This is a genomic window from Kocuria sp. JC486 (assembly GCF_011602805.1).
Lineage (GTDB): Bacteria > Actinomycetota > Actinomycetes > Actinomycetales > Micrococcaceae > Kocuria > Kocuria soli.
Genome location: NZ_JAAOZS010000002.1, coordinates 208,797 through 223,679 on the forward strand (window position 1 = coordinate 208,797; position 14,883 = coordinate 223,679).

General features: G+C 69.0%; 12 protein-coding genes. 7 read left to right on the forward strand and 5 right to left on the reverse strand.

The window, feature by feature from the left end:
• The first annotated feature begins 40 nt into the window (after positions 1-40).
• Complete coding sequence (locus GWK18_RS02215; RefSeq protein WP_166832894.1) at positions 41-1,294, forward strand: lytic transglycosylase domain-containing protein; 1,254 nt, start codon at positions 41-43, stop codon at positions 1,292-1,294.
• Between the two features lie 109 nt (positions 1,295-1,403).
• Positions 1,404-3,617 carry a PASTA domain-containing protein gene (locus GWK18_RS02220; protein ID WP_166832896.1) on the forward strand — a complete coding sequence of 738 codons (2,214 nt, stop codon included), beginning with the start codon at positions 1,404-1,406 and terminating at the stop codon, positions 3,615-3,617.
• 55 nt (positions 3,618-3,672) lie between these two features.
• Here the strand turns inward: GWK18_RS02220 and GWK18_RS02225 are convergent, their stop codons facing one another.
• Together GWK18_RS02225 and GWK18_RS02230 are read right to left on the reverse strand one after the other, a co-directional pair.
• On the reverse strand, positions 3,673-5,037 hold the full coding sequence (locus GWK18_RS02225) for a 3-deoxy-7-phosphoheptulonate synthase class II (protein ID WP_166832941.1): 1,365 nt from the start codon (positions 5,035-5,037) through the stop codon (positions 3,673-3,675).
• 190 nt (positions 5,038-5,227) lie between these two features.
• The gene (locus tag GWK18_RS02230) at positions 5,228-5,944 is read right to left on the reverse strand and encodes a lysophospholipid acyltransferase family protein (RefSeq protein WP_166832898.1); all 717 of its coding nucleotides are present in this window, start codon (positions 5,942-5,944) and stop codon (positions 5,228-5,230) included.
• A 211-nt stretch (positions 5,945-6,155) separates the two neighbouring features.
• Here GWK18_RS02230 and GWK18_RS02235 point away from each other — a divergent pair, with 211 nt between their 5' ends.
• The 4 genes from GWK18_RS02235 to GWK18_RS02250 are packed head-to-tail and all read left to right on the forward strand — an operon-like array spanning position 6,156 to position 10,806.
• Entirely contained in the window at positions 6,156-7,010 is an 855-nt protein-coding gene (locus GWK18_RS02235) for an alpha/beta fold hydrolase (protein WP_166832900.1), read from the forward strand.
• Entirely contained in the window at positions 7,003-7,422 is a 420-nt protein-coding gene (locus GWK18_RS02240; protein WP_166832902.1) for a hypothetical protein, read from the forward strand. Before GWK18_RS02235 ends, GWK18_RS02240 begins: the two co-directional genes overlap by 8 nt.
• A gap of 58 nt (positions 7,423-7,480) precedes the next feature.
• Entirely contained in the window at positions 7,481-9,487 is a 2,007-nt protein-coding gene (locus GWK18_RS02245; RefSeq protein WP_166832904.1) for a long-chain fatty acid--CoA ligase, read from the forward strand.
• Positions 9,487-10,806 (forward strand): MFS transporter, encoded by a 1,320-nt coding sequence (locus tag GWK18_RS02250; RefSeq protein WP_166832906.1) that lies wholly within the window; start codon positions 9,487-9,489, stop codon positions 10,804-10,806. Before GWK18_RS02245 ends, GWK18_RS02250 begins: the two co-directional genes overlap by 1 nt.
• A gap of 17 nt (positions 10,807-10,823) precedes the next feature.
• Here GWK18_RS02250 and GWK18_RS02255 read toward each other — a convergent pair whose 3' ends face one another.
• On the reverse strand, positions 10,824-12,287 hold the full coding sequence (locus tag GWK18_RS02255; protein WP_166832908.1) for a mycothione reductase: 1,464 nt from the start codon (positions 12,285-12,287) through the stop codon (positions 10,824-10,826).
• Between the two features lie 111 nt (positions 12,288-12,398).
• Here GWK18_RS02255 and GWK18_RS02260 point away from each other — a divergent pair, with 111 nt between their 5' ends.
• Positions 12,399-13,202 carry a ParA family protein gene (locus GWK18_RS02260; protein WP_166832910.1) on the forward strand — a complete coding sequence of 268 codons (804 nt, stop codon included), beginning with the start codon at positions 12,399-12,401 and terminating at the stop codon, positions 13,200-13,202.
• Between the two features lie 60 nt (positions 13,203-13,262).
• Here GWK18_RS02260 and GWK18_RS02265 read toward each other — a convergent pair whose 3' ends face one another.
• Together GWK18_RS02265 and GWK18_RS02270 are read right to left on the reverse strand one after the other, a co-directional pair.
• Positions 13,263-13,835, reverse strand: coding sequence for a MerR family transcriptional regulator (locus tag GWK18_RS02265; protein ID WP_166832943.1), 573 nt, complete (start codon positions 13,833-13,835; stop codon positions 13,263-13,265).
• A 358-nt stretch (positions 13,836-14,193) separates the two neighbouring features.
• Positions 14,194-14,739 (reverse strand): bifunctional nuclease family protein, encoded by a 546-nt coding sequence (locus tag GWK18_RS02270; protein ID WP_166832912.1) that lies wholly within the window; start codon positions 14,737-14,739, stop codon positions 14,194-14,196.
• Between the last annotated feature and the right edge of the window lie 144 nt (positions 14,740-14,883).

The following is a 14,883-nucleotide window of genomic DNA, read 5'->3' on the forward strand; positions in this document are numbered from 1 at the left end:
TCCCCCTGGTCGTTCCCCAAGTCCCCCCGAGGTCATCTCGATGCACCGCACCAACGAGGGCCAGGTTCCGCACGACGGCACCCCGGCCGCGGACACTTCGTCACGCCCCCACAAGCTCGCCGCCGCACGAACGGCGACAACCATGGCGGCCTTGGCCGCACTGGGACTGACCGGAGCACCGGCCGCCCACGGTCAGCCGGCCGCCGAGCACCCCACGCCGACGCACAACGAGTCCCGCCCCGATGGGCCCGTTCGGACCGTCATGCCGGGCGACTCGCTGTGGTCCGTGGCCACGACCAACGGCATCTCCGTCGAAGAGCTCATGGAACTCAACGACCTCTCGGGAGACGCCGCACTAACACCCGGTCAGCACCTGCGCCTGAGCGAACCGGAGGCCAAGTCGCAGCGCGGAGAAGACCGTCCCCCTGAACGGGTGCAGGCCGATGCCGCCGCCTCTCCCGAACCAGCTGGGCACAGCGCCTCCCCTGCGCCCGCGTCGCCCAAGGGCGACGCCGCTGACTCCGTGCGACACGAGGTCACCGCCGGTGACTCCCTCTGGGACCTCGCGCTGCGCCATGACGTCACCGTGGCCCAGATCATCGAGACCAACGACCTCGACTTGAGTGCGGGACTGCGACCGGGCCAGGTCCTGCAGATCCCGGCAGCACCCGCGACTGCAGCGCCGGTCTCCCGGGAACGGTCCGAGCCGAAGGCCGCGCCGACGGACCAGGGCACCGCCGCCCGGACCGCGCACACGGATTCTCAAGCCCGGACGGGCAAGGACGACGGCGGGGACGCGGATGCGGACGAGGTCCGCAACAACTTCCCCGGATACGACTACGACGACGCCACCGTGGCAGCCGCCAACAGGAGCCTGGAACAGCTGCGCGAACGACCGGCGGTCCCGGCCGAGGACATCCAGGCCATGGTCCGTTCGACCGCGCAGGAGATGGGCGTCGACCCCGCATTGGCGCTGGCCCACGCGCAGCAGGAGTCGGGATTCAACCACCAGGTGGTCTCCCCCGCCAACGCGATCGGCACCATGCAGGTGGTCCCTTCGGCGGGCGAATGGGCAGAGTCCCTGGTGGGCCGCGACCTGGACCTCATGGACCCGCAGGACAACATCACGGCGGGCGTCGCCATCATCCGGGCCAACTCGGAACGGGCGGACGGTCAGGACGAGGCGATCGGTGCGTACTACCAGGGCCTGCACGGCGTCCGCGAGTACGGCATGTACTCGGACACCAAGGACTACGTGTCCGACGTCAAGTCCAAGCTCAAGCTCTGGAGCTGACCACCGGCGGCCACTGACCTGCGGAGCCAACCTGCACGTTCGCGCTGAATGTGGTCACAGGTACGCATCCTTCGAGCTCGCCACGAGCACCCTGTCTTAGGGTTGTCATGTGCAAAGTTCTCACGAAGACCACCTGACCGGCATGGTGCTGGACGGCCGGTACACCGTGGGGCCACGGATGGCCCGCGGTGGCACGGGTGGTGTCTACCGTGCCGTGGACGAACGTCTGGACCGCACGGTGGCGGTCAAGATCATGCACCCCCATTTGACGGAGGACCCCGATTTCGTGGGGCGATTCGCCCGGGAAGCACGAGCGGCCGCGCAGTTGTCGCACCCCAACGTGGTGGCGGTGCTGGACCAGGGCCGGACCGACGACGGCCTGGTGTTCCTGGTCATGGAGTTCGTGGAGGGCGGCACCTTGCGCGACGTCCTCAACCGCAAGCGGTTCCTGACCCCCGATCAGATGTTCCAGGTGCTCCGGCCGCTGCTGGCCGGCCTGGCCAGTGCCCACGCCGCGGGCCTGGTCCACCGGGACATGAAGCCCGAGAACGTCCTCATGCGACCCGACGGCACGGTCAAGGTCGCGGACTTCGGTCTGTCTCGGGGTGCGGATCAGCACACCGCCACCGGGCCCGTTCTTGGCACGGTGGCCTACGCGGCACCGGAGCTGGTCAAGGAAGAACCGGTGGACGCCCGCTCGGACGTGTACTCCGTGGGGATCATGGCGTGGGAAATGCTGGCCGGGAAGCGGCCCTTCCAGGGCAACCCCTGGATGCTGGCCCGTGCCCACGCCGAGGACTCGGTTCCTGATCTCTCCGGTGTGGTCTCCGGGTTGGCTCCCGAGATCGCCTCCGTCGTCCGGCAGTGGACGGCCAAGGCTCCCGGTGACCGGCCGGACGACGCGGCGGGCATGGTGGTCCAGCTGGGGCAGTTGGCCACCACTCTCGATCCCACCGCGCTGCATCACGTTCCCGTCGGGTGGGAGCAGGGCCCGGGGCCGATCGCACCGGTCCTGGAGGACCCTGGCGCCTCCGTGCTGCCCGATTCCGCCCCCGCGACCGGCCCGGTCGAGGAACTCCGGAGCGAGGGACCCCTGGTCACCGACGACGCCGCCACCGAGGCGCTGCCGGCCGCAGCCGCCAACGCTGCGCAGGGACCCGCCACGGAAGCGCTCCCGGCCACCACCGCCTCCGATGCCGCATCCGGCACCGCGCAGGGCCCGGCCACGGAGGCGCTCCCGGCCGACCGGACGAATGCGGGACCAGGACCGGTTTCGGCCGTTGCCTCGGCCGGTGCTACGGCCGGTGCCACGGCGTCCTCCGTGGGCGCAGCCGAGCGGCCCGGCAGCCGCAGGCCCGGTGGGTACGCGCACGGGCAGTTGGGCATGTTCGACGACACGACGGACATCACCGATCTCACGACGGGCTCCGCCCCTGCAGCGGCCCCCGGGCACACGCGTGGCGGGGACGGCAGCAGTGGGGCTGCCGGAAGCGGTGCGACGAGCACGTCCTCCGGCGGCGCTCCTGGCAGGTCTGCCTGGGGAACACTCGCGACCACGCTGCGCGGTTCCGGCTCCCCGACTCTCGACGAATCGGGGCGGCTGGTGGAGACGCCGTCCTCGGATCCGACCCGACCCACCGTGCACCTCATCCGGTTCCCCGCCCTCACGGTGGTGGTCTCGCTGGCCGTCACGGCCCTGCTGGTCGCTCTGGTAGCGTTCCTGGGCTGGCTGCTGGGCTCGGGAAGCTTCCGAACAGCGGTGGTCCCCACGGTCCAGGGCACGTCCTCCGAGCAGGCCCAGACGATGATCGAGGACGAGGGCTTCGGCAACATCCGCGTCTACGAGGAGGCCAATGCGGAGGTCGCCGCCGGAACCGTCATCGGCACGACACCCGATGAGGGCACGGAAATGCGTGTGGGCGAGCAGGTCTCCGTGCTGGTGTCCAGCGGTCCCGCCCAGGTGTCCGTACCCTCGCTCGAGGGTCTGACCGAGGACGAAGCGAGGTCCCGGCTGGACGAGGCCGGACTGTCCGCGGGCAGTGTTGCCACGGAGTTTTCGGACTCCCCCGAGGGCACGGTGCTCTCGGCGTCGCCGGCCGAGAGCACGCAGGTGGAGGAAGGCTCCTCCGTGGACCTCACCCTGTCGGCGGGGTCGGAACCCACGGAAGTTCCCAGCGTGGTGGGCTCGACCGTGGAGGACGCCACCTCAGAGTTGGAAGACCTCGGCTTCACGGTCGAGCGGGAGGACGTCGCCGGGGCCCGGATGGGACGCGTGATCAGTCAGTCCCAGGACGGGACGACGATCACGCTTCAGGTCATCTGAGCCCGCCGCAGCCCCCGGCAGCCACGGCCACCGAGGCTGCCGGAGCCTTCGCCGCTCAGTGCTCCCGGGCCAGGTAGCCCGCCACCAGGAACGCGATTTCCAGGGACTGCATGTGGTTCAGGCGCGGATCGCACAGCGTCTCGTACCGGTCGGCGAAGTGCGCTTCCTCCACCGCGGTGGCACCCCCTAGGCACTCCGCGACGTCGTCGCCGGTCATCTCCACGTGCAACCCACCGGGGTGGGACCCGATGGCCTGATGGACCTCGAAGAACCCGCGGACCTCGTCCACGACGTCGTCGAAGTTGCGGGTCTTGAACCCCGACGGGGTGGACACGGTGTTGCCGTGCATGGGGTCGGACACCCACACGACCTTGGCCCCGGAGCCTTCGACCGCTTCCACGACCCGCGGGAGGTTCTCCCGGATCTTGGTCGCGCCCATGCGGGTGATGAAGGTCAGGCGACCGGGTTCGCGCTCCGGATCGAGTTTGTCGATCAGTGCCAGGGCGTCCTCGGGCGTGGTGCTCGGGCCGAGCTTGACGCCGATGGGGTTCTGCAGGCGGGAGAGTAGGTCCACGTGGGCGTCGTCGAGCCCACGGGTGCGCTCACCGATCCACAGGAAGTGGCCCGAGGTCCCGTAGGGGCGGTGCGTGCGGGAGTCGATGCGTGTCAGAGCCCGTTCGTAGTCGAGCAACAGTGCCTCGTGGCCCGTGAACAGTTCGGTGGTCTTGAGGCCGTCGAAATCGGCGCCGCAGGCCTCCATGAACTTCACGGCCCGGTCGATCTCCCGCGCCATGGATTCGTACCGCGAGTGAGCCGGGTTGGAGGCGAAGCCCATGTTCCACGAGTGGACGTGCCGCAGGTCGGCGAATCCACCGCCCGTGAACGCACGGATCAGGTTCAAGGTCGACGCCGACGTGTGGTAGCCGCGAACCATGCGCTTGGGGTCGTGGACACGGGCTTCCTCGGTGAAGTCGAAGCCGTTGACCATCTCGCCGCGGAAAGTCGGGAGGGTCACGCCCTCACGGGTCTCGTCGTTCGAGGACCGCGGCTTGGAGAACTGCCCGGCCATGCGCCCCATCTTGACGACCGGCATGGACGCGCCGTAGGTCAGGACGGCCGCCATCTGCAGGAGGGTCTTGACCCGGGCGGTGATCTTGTCCGCGGTGGCGCCCTCGAAGGTCTCCGCGCAGTCGCCGCCCTGGAGGAAGAACGCGCGTCCTTCGGCGACCTCGGCCAGACGGGCCTTGAGAGTGTCGACCTCGCCGGCGAACACCAGCGGGGGGACGGTGGAGAGTTCCTTGATGCTGGCCGCGAAGTCCGGGTGTTCGCTCCATGTGGGCTGCTGGTCGATGTTCAGGTCCCGCCACTGGTCCAGCCCGTACGTCTCAGCGGTGGGCTTGGGGCCCGGCTGGAACGGCAGTTGTGCGGTGTCTACGGAAACCTGAGTCACGGTGATGTGTCCTTGCTTTGTTGCGGCCTTCGGGCCGCGGTGTCCTGCGCCTCGGCGCGCTCCTGGCGCGCGGTTCTACGCTACCGCAGTGCGGTGGACCCGTTCGCCACCGTCCCGGCCCGCACTGCCGACGGGCGCATGCGTCCAGGAGATCGGCCGGTCACCGGCCGGTGCCGGGGTCCTTCGCCAACTTCCGCTTGACGTCGGCGGCGTAGGCGTCCACGTACTCCTGGTCGGAGAGCTTCTGGATCGCCTCGACGATCTCGTCGGTGATCCGACGGGCCACCTCTCGTTCGTCGGAGCGCTGCCGCAGGTCCGAGAAGTCAAGGGGCTCACCGAAGATCGTGGTCACGCGGAAACCGTTCTTCTGCCGCCACGGGGCGGGGAACGGGGTGCCCAGGGGCTGTACGACGTCCGTGCCGATCATGGCGATGGGAACCACAGGTGCGCCGGATTCGAGGACCAGCTTGGCCACACCGATCTTGCCCTTGTAGAGCCGCCCGTCGTGCGAGCGGGTGCCTTCGGGGTAGATCCCCAGCAGCTCCCCTTCGGCCAGCTTCTTGCCGCCCGCGGACAGCGACGCCGCGGACTTCTTGCCGCCGGAGCGGTCCATGGGGATTTGGTTGATGGCGCGGAAGAACTCTCCGACCACCCGCCCCTTGAGGCCCTTGCCCGTGAAGTACTCGGACTTGGCCAGGAAGAAGATCTGACGTTGGACCGCGATCGGCATGAAGATGTGATCCGCCGCGGAGAGATGATTGCTGGCCAGGATGGCCGGGCCACTGGTCGGGACGTTCTCCGCGCCCACGACCTTGGGGCGGAAGATCAAATTGACGAACGGGGCGACCACCCAGTCCTTCAGGAACATGTAGACCATGTGGCCCGCACTCCTCCGGCTGACGAAATGACGACGCCGAGCCCAGTTCTGGCGGAGTCGGCGGTGGAACCGTGGAGCGATTCCGCTGAAGTATCTCATGTGCGAGCCCCCGCCCGGACCGACACACGGGTTGCGCTCCGGGTGGACTCACCCCCCTGCGGAGGCGAGTCATGTGACGCCGTCCGGAGCCCGGCAATGAGAGCATTGCCGCATGACACTCAGCGCTCCTGATCCGGGGAATTCTGCGCTCCCGTCGGAGCAGGACCCACGCATCGGATTCACCGTCCCCGCCACCCCCGTCGAGGGCCAGTCTCGGGCCGGGGTGTTGGTCCTGCATGGATTCACGGGATCCGTGTACTCCGTTCGTGACTGGGCGTTGAGCCTGACCCCCGAGCACTCCGTGTCCGCACCGGCCCTCCCGGGTCACGAGGGCTCCTGGGAGGACCTCGCCGACACCACGTGGCAGGACTGGTACGCCGCCGCCGCACGGGAACTCGATGCCCTGCGCGAGCGCCACGAACGCGTGGTGGTGGCCGGGTTGTCCATGGGCGGGGCGTTGGCCCTGCGCCTGGCCGAGACCCGACCGCAGGACGTGGACGGCGTTGTCGTCGTGAATCCGGCACTGTCCCTGCGCAATCGTGCGGCACGGACGGCAGGCGTGGTGCGCAGGTTCGTCGGCTCCACGCCGGGCATCGGCAACGACGTCGCCAAGCCCGGGGCGAACGAACACGCCTACGAACGCACGCCCGTGGCGGGTGTGGCGCAACTGAACCGGCTCATGGCGGTGACCACCCGGGGGCTCGGACGGGTGGAGGCCCCGGTCCTGGTCCTGCGTTCCCGCCAGGACCACATCGTCTCCGACCCCTCCCACGAACGCATCATGCGCGAGTGCAGCGGGCCCGTCGAGACCGTGATCCTGCCCAACAGCTACCACGTGGCGACATTGGACCACGACGCCCCGACGGTGAACGCGCGCACCCGGGGATTCGTGTCGGCGGTGGCCTCCGGGATCTGCCCGATCACGGGCACGCCCCTGCCCCAGAAGGGGAACGGCCACCGTGACTGAGCCCCGACGCGACCCGGAGGCCGACGACCTGACCTGGCAGGAGATCGTGCGTCACCTGCGCGATCCGGAGCAGGACGCACCGGACCAGGAATCTCAACTGCAGTACGCACCGGGACCGGATGCCCCCGGACAAGACGCACCCGGACAAGACGCGCCGTTGCCGGAGGACGACGAGGACTGGCAACCTCCGGATCCCGGACGTGTCACGGCGGGCATGAGCCCGGGCGCCGTGACAGCCTGGAGTGTCCTCGCCGTGGTCCCCGTGGTGCTGCTCGTACTCGGTCTCCTGCTCGACGGGCTCCCGTGGTGGCTGTGGTTCCCGGGCCTGACCGCCGTGATCACCGCGATCGTCGTCCTGCTCGGTGGGCTGCCGGAGGAACGCGACGAGAACGACGACGGCGCCAGGGTCTGACCCCGCCGCCACAAAACCCTTTGACGTGCCCGCCCCGACCATTCCCAGGAGCCTCCCCGTGCGCAGCGCATCGGTCCCCGCACTCGTCGAGCGACTGACCCATGACCGCATCACCGACCTGCTTCAGCGCCAGGCGACCTCACCGGCGGACCCCGTCCTCTACGAACGTCTCCCTCCCCTGGGCCCCGGTGTTGCCGTGCGCGCCTCCGACTTCCGGGCGGAGGTGATCGCCGTGGCCAAGGGCCTGGTGGCCGCCGGGATCGAACCGGGTGACAGGGTGGGCATTCTGGGACGCACGCGCTACGAGTGGACGTTGGTCGATTTCGCCGTGTGGTGGGCGGGTGCGGTCTCCGTGCCGGTCTACGACTCCTCCTCCCACGCCCAGATCGCCTGGAACCTCATGGACTCCGGCGCTCGGGCGATCTTCGTGGAGAACGAGAAGCTGGAGACCGCCGTCCGCGACACCGCGCGTGAACTGCAGGACGGGAGCCTGGACGCGTTGGGCAGCGCACTGCCGACCGAGCCGCTCGAGGCCGCGCAACGTGTGTGGCGCATGGACGGCACGGGCACGTCCTTGGCGGAGCTCGTTGCCCTGGGCAGCACGGTCTCCGACGAGGACCTGGAACGACGACGAACCTCCCGGGCCCTGGACGACACCGCGACGATCGTCTACACCTCCGGGACCACGGGTCCGCCCAAGGGATGCGAGCTGACCCATCGGAACTTCATCTCCCTGTGCGAGAACGTCCAGCCGTATCTGGCGGAGGTCGTGCACGCGGGGGCCAAGACCGTGCTCTTCCTGCCGCTGGCGCACGTGTTCGCGCGGATGGTCGAGGTCCTGGCCCTGCACTCCGGGGTGATCCTCGCCCACACGGCGGACGTCAAGAACCTGACCACGGATCTCCAACGAGTGCACCCGTCCTTCATCCTCGCGGTCCCGCGCGTTTTCGAGAAGATCGTGATCGGGGCGCGCATGCGGGCCCAGGATGGCGGAAAGCTGCGGTCGTGGCTGTTCAACCGGGCCGTCACCACGGGTGAGAAGTGGTCCCGGGCGCAGGTCGGCCGCCGCGTTCACCCGGTGCTGGAGGCTCGGCACCGCCTCTACGACCGACTGGTCTACGCCAAACTGCGCGAAGCGATGGGTGGGGACGTCCGGTGGGCGATCTCCGGTGGCGCCGCCCTGAGCGAATCGCTGGCACACTTCTTCCACGGGATCGGCGTCTACGTCGTCGAAGGCTACGGGCTGACCGAGACCACGGCGCCGATCGCGGCGAACACCCCCACCCTGGACGCGTTGGGCACCGTGGGGCTGCCCCTTCCGGGCCACGAGATCCGTCTGGCCGACGACGACGAGATCCAGGTCAGGGGTCCGCACGTCATGGCCTGTTACCACGGCCGCCCCGACCTCACGGCCGAGGCCCTCCAGGACGGGTGGTTTGCCACGGGGGACCTGGGCGCCATGGACGACCGTGGGCTGCTGCGGATCACCGGGCGCAAGAAGGAAATCATTGTCACGGCGGGCGGCAAGAACGTGATTCCGGAGCAGCTGGAGGCTCCCATCCGGGCCACGGCCATGGTGGGCCAGTGCATGGTCGTGGGTGAGGGACGTAAGTTCGTGGCCGCCCTGATCACGCTGGACCCGGAGACGCTGCCGCACCGTTTGGAACACCTGGGCCTGGACCGGAACCTGACTCCCGCTCAAGCTGCGCTGGAGCCCAAGGTCGTCGCCCACCTTCAGGAAGTCGTCGACCAGGCCAACCGGAAGGTCTCGACCGCCGAGAGCATCCGTGCCTTCGAGATCCTCCCGACCGACCTCACCGTGGAGTCCGGGCACCTCACACCGTCCTTGAAACTCCGCCGGGACGACATCCTGCGGGACTTCGCCGACGTCGTGGAGGATCTGTACTCGCGGCCCGCTCCCCCGGTCAGGCAGGGGTCCGAGACCCTGGCCAAGCTGGAGTCCTCGTTCGAGAACTCCTTGGAGAGACTTCGTGAGCTCAAGGACGTACGAGAGCTGAAGGACCTTCGCGAGCTGCGCGACCGAGGCTCGGAGCGAGACGTTTAGTGCACGCTCCCCGACGTCCCGCCGGTTCCTCGCCGTCGCCCGCCCGCCTGCGCGTCGCGCGCGTCGCCGCCTCCGGCTTCTTCCTGGTCAACGGTGCCGTGTTCGCCAACCTGCTGCCCCGGATGCCGGAGATCAAGGACGCCTTCGGTCTGACCGACACGGCCTACGGTCTGCTGGTGATCGCCTTCCCGATCGGTTCGATCGCCGCCGGAATGGCACCGGCCCCGCTGCTGCGCCGTTTCGGCTCGGCCCGGGTGGCCGGCGTCGGTTCGGTCCTGTTGGCTGCGCTCGTGGCCGCCGCGGGTGCGGTGGGGGCAGTGGGTGGAGGTGCGGCGATGCTCCTGCTGTACGCCGTGCCGATCGTCCTGGCCGGTGTGCTCGACGCGATCGTGGACACCGCCCAGAACGCCCAGGCCATCTACCTCCAGAAGACCATGGGCCGGTCGATCCTCAATTCCATGCACGCCCTGTGGAGCCTGGGCGCCATGGTGGGCGGTGTGATGGGTTCCGCCGCCGTGGGGGCCGGCCTTGCCCTGCCGCTGCACCTGGGGGTCAGCGGCGCCGTGTTCTCCGTCCTGGCCCTGGTCTGCCAGCGCTTCGCACTCACCCCTGAGGAGGTCCGCGCCGTCCAGCGGGTGCAGGGCCGGGCCACACCGGAACCTGCCGACGACGCCCCCGCCGTCCAGGCCCCCTCCACGGAGCCGAGCACGACCACCGGGCGCCTGACCTCACGCAACCGTGCGATCGGGATCGTGGTCCTGATCGGGATCATCGCGATCGCCGGGGCCATGATCGAGGACCTGGCGATGAACTGGTCCACCCTGATGCTCGCCCGTGTGCTGGACGCACCGGCGTCGTTGGCGGGCATGGGGCTGGTGGCCATGATGGCCGCTCAGTTCCTCGGACGCCTCCTGGGCGACCGCATGACCGACCGGTTCGGCCGCGTCCGCATGGCGAAGCTCGGCGGAACCCTGTCCGCCGTCGGGCTGTGCGTGGTCGCGTTGGCCCCGGTGCCCGCGGTGGCGGTCGTGGGCTTCGCGGTGGCGGGCTTCGGCTGCGCCACGTTGGTGCCCTCGGCCTTCCACGCGGCCGATTCCGTTCCGGGGTTGCGCCCGGGCACGGGCCTGACCTTGGCGGGCTGGCTCCTGCGGGCGGCCTTCCTGTGTGTGTCGCCGTTCGTGGGCGCCGTCTCCGACGCCGTCGGGCTGCGCCTGACGATCCTGGCCGTACCCCTGGTGGCCCTCATCTCGGTCCTGATCGCAGGGGTGCTCAAGGACCGCGACGACGACGCCCCGCAGCAGGCCGCGACGACCTCCTGACGCCCCGCACCCGCTGGTCAGTCCAGCTCCAGCCCCAGCAGGGCGTTCTCGACCACTTCCGTGAGCGACGGGTGGATCCAGTACTGACCGCGGGCGATCTCTTGCACGGTCTGTCCCGTGCTCATGGCCTGGATCAACGGCTGGATCAGGATGGAGGCGTGCGCGCCGATCAGGTGGGCACCCAGCAGCTGGCCGGTCGCCGGGTCAGCAATCACCTTGCAGATCCCGGTCCGGTCCTCCATGGCCCACCCGTAGGCCACGTCACCGAAGGCCTGCGACTTGACGGCCACGCGTCCGTGTTCCTCCCTGGCCTGGTCCTCCGTGAGACCGACGGAGGCGATCTCCGGGTGGGTGAACACGGCGGCGGGGATGAACCGGTGGTCCGCGGCCACCGGGTCCTCGGGGTGGACGACGTTGTGCGCCACGACCCGCGCTTCGTGATTGGCCACGTGCTTCAGCTGCGCCGGGGAGCAGATGTCGCCGAGAGCCCACAGTCCTTCCACGACGTTCCCATCCGTGTCGAGAACCCGCTGGTACTCGTCCACCCGCAGCAGGCCACTGTCCTGGTCGACCCCCAGGCCGGCGGCCGCCGGATCCAAGAGGTCCGTGTTGGGGCGACGTCCGGTGGCCATCAGGACGACGTCCGCCACGTCCTCTCGTGTGTCGCCTTGTCCGGCGGAAGATCCGGACCCACCCGGACCGGTGTCCCCCGGGGCGCCGTCGTCCTGCGAGGTGCGGGTCGAGCGCACGGTGACGGTCCCGTCGGCCTCAGGAAGGATCGCTTCCGGGGTCCAGCCGAGGTGCAGGTCCCACTGGTTCTCCGCGGCTTCGCGGAAGCGCTCGGCGATCTCCCGGTCCTGTCCGCGAAGGAGGCGCTCGGACCGGTTCAACTGCGTCACGTGCGCGCCGAGTCCGTGGAAGATGTGCGCGAACTCGGCCGCGATGTAGCCGCCGCCCACGATCACCACGCGGGCAGGCCGCTCTGGCAGGCGCATCACGGTGTCCGAGGTGTGCACCTGCGGCAGATCCACACCGGGCAGATCCGGGAGTTCGACCCGCGACCCGGAGGCGATCACGATCTTGGGAGCCGTCAGTTCCTGCCCGGAGTCCGTGACCAGGGTCTTCGGCCCCGTGAAGCGGACATGCTCCTGGTACACCGTGACGTCGGGCAGGGACCGCCGGTAGTCCAGGCCGCCTTCGGAGATCGCATCGATCCGCCCGAAGATGCGGTCCCTGATCGCAGGCCAGTCCACCTCCGCCGCGTCTGCGTCGAGGCTCACGCCGAGGGGACCCAGTTCCCGTGCCGACTGGACGACTTCGGCGGGGTAGACATACATCTTGGTGGGAATGCAGCCCACGTTCAGACAGGTGCCTCCGAAAGTGCCGCCGTCGATGATGGCAACGTCCAAGCCCTCGTAGTCGGGCCCGAGCAGGGAGTTGCCCGAACCGGATCCGATGATGATCACGTCGTGTGCGCGCATTCGATCATCCTAAATCCGCTGACTCTCCGGGGCGGCCACACGGTCTGATCTGCAGCTACTGGCTAAACTGGCGACCGCCTCCCCCGTCGTCGAAACCTCCCGAAGGACACCGTGCAGATCGTCAGCATCTCCAGCCTCAAAGGCGGAGTCGGCAAATCCTCCGTCGCCCTGGGCCTGGCCTCCGCGGCCCTCGACAACGGCCTCCGCACCCTGGTGGTCGACCTGGATCCGCACGCCGACGCGACCACGGGCCTCGGCGTCCATGCTCCGTCGCGGAGCACCGTCGGTCGGGTCCTGGCGAAACGCGGCAAAGCGGGGGCGCTGGGTGGCATCACCGTGGCCTCGCCCTGGCCGGAGGTCGAGAATTCACCGGCGTGGTCCCGCGGGAACCTGGACGTGGCACCGGGCTCCTCCCAGTCCTCGCACTTTGACCGGGCAACCTACAAGGGCTCGGAACTCGATCGGTTGAGCCGCGCACTGACCGGGCTGGAGTCCAGGTACGACCTGGTCCTGGTGGACTGCCCGCCCAATCTGAACGCCTTGACGCGCATGGCCTGGGCCGCTTCCGACAAGGTGCTGTCCGTCGCGGAGCCGTCCCTGTTCTCCGTGGCGGGAACGCAGCGCACCATGACCGCGATTGCCCAGTTCGAACGCGGTTCCCGATGGGCTGTGGACTCCGCGGGCGTGGTGATCAACAAGGTCGACATGGACTCGTCCGAGCACCAGCACCGGGTCCGCGAACTCAACGAATTGTTCGGACACCTGGTGGTGGATCCCGTGATCCCGGAGCACCCCGTCTGGCAGCGTGCGCAGGGTGCGGCGTGGCCGATTCACCGGTGGCCGGGTGATGACGCCCTGGATATGGCGCAGCGCTTCTCCACGATCGTGCGGGGGCTGGTCAACAGCGCGAAATGATCCCGCTACGCCGCCGTCGTCGGACAACGACGACGGCGGCCGCGGGTGGCCGTGTTGGGGTCAGGAAACGTTCTTCTGGCGACGGGCGCGCCGTGCGGAGAGCTCGTCCCCGGGGGACTCCGTCTCCTCGCCGTCCCCGCTGGCTTCGGGGAGGCTCGCAAGGCTGCCTTCGACCTCACGCCACACGCGACCGACGGCGATGCCGAACACGCCCTGACCGCCCTGGACCAGGTCGATGACCTCTTCCTGGGACGTGCATTCGTAGACGGAGGCACCGTCGCTCATCAGGGTCAGCTGGGCCAGGTCCTCGATCCCGCGTTCACGCAGGGCGATGACGGCCGAACGGATCTGCTGCAGGGACACACCGGTGTCCAGCAGACGCTTCACGATCTTGAGGACCACGATGTCCCGGAAACTGTAGAGGCGCTGCGATCCCGATCCCTTGGCGCTGCGGACCGTGGGCTCCACGAGCTCGGTGCGGGCCCAGTAGTCGAGCTGGCGGTAGGTGATGCCCGTGACCTTGCAGGCCGTGGCACCGCGGTACCCGACGGTGTCGTCCAGCACCTGTCGCTCGTCGTCGAAGAGCACCCCCTGCGTTCCTCCGGTGAGTGAGGTGAAAACAGGCAGTGTCAGTTCTTCGGCAAGCGGAGCATCGACGTGATCGGTGTCCTTCACGCAGGTCCTCCCGGCCTTGGGCGCCGCCCCGGAGGGACAGCGGAATGTGCAGATCGTGGTGTAGAGCAGAGGGTTGTCGGTCCAGCTTCCCTGGCAGGCCGTTCCATGTCCTCCCGGTTCGGGGAGGTGTCAGCGGCGCCGCGGGACACGGAAGAACCGACTTGGAAGTGACGGTAGACGGGCGCGGGCCGGTAAGCAAAGACCTCGGCGTCCAACGTGATCGTGTCGCATCGGCGTGGCCTCGATCCGTCGACCGCCCGTTGCCTGAAAACACGCTCCGAACCGACCCGCCACGGGCGCGGGGACGCGGTCAAGATCACTTCAAGAAGTCTTCGGGGTCGATCGTGTCCAGGAAGTCCCGGAACTGCCGGACCTCTTGTTCGGCACCTTCGGCACCGGCCTGGTCCCCCGCACCGCCCGCTGCTGCGGCGTCAGGGCGCTCCTCGCGCAGTTCACCGTCGCCGGTCATGACCAGACCTGCCGCCTCGAGCACACCGTCCGAACACAGCACCGGGCAGTCCACGCGAGCAGCCAGGGCGATCGCGTCCGAGGCCCGCGAGTCCACCACGGATCCGTCGTCGAAGACCAACGCGGCGTGGAAGACGGTGCCCTCCACGGTGTGGATCCGCACCTTCTCCAGGTTCCGGCCGAAGGTCTTGGCCACCTCCAGCAAGAGGTCATGGGTCAGCGGACGCGGCGGCTCGATGCCCTGCACGGCAAAGACGATCGACGTGGCCTCGTTGGTGCCGACCCAGATGGGCACGTGACGACGCCCCGCGGCCTCGCGCAGCACGACCACCGGTTGGGAGGACGGCACGTCCAGCCGGACGCCGGCGATCTCCATGAGGTGTTCGCGTTGCATGGGCTCGGCTCCCTCGGTTCGGTCCTGGTTGACTGCGGGGCCGTTCGGACCCGCGACGAGCTGCCCGGCTAGTTGTACTTCCCCGGCAGGTTGTGAACACGCGGGGTAGATGAAGGCCTCCGGGCAAGATGTGGGTTACCACAC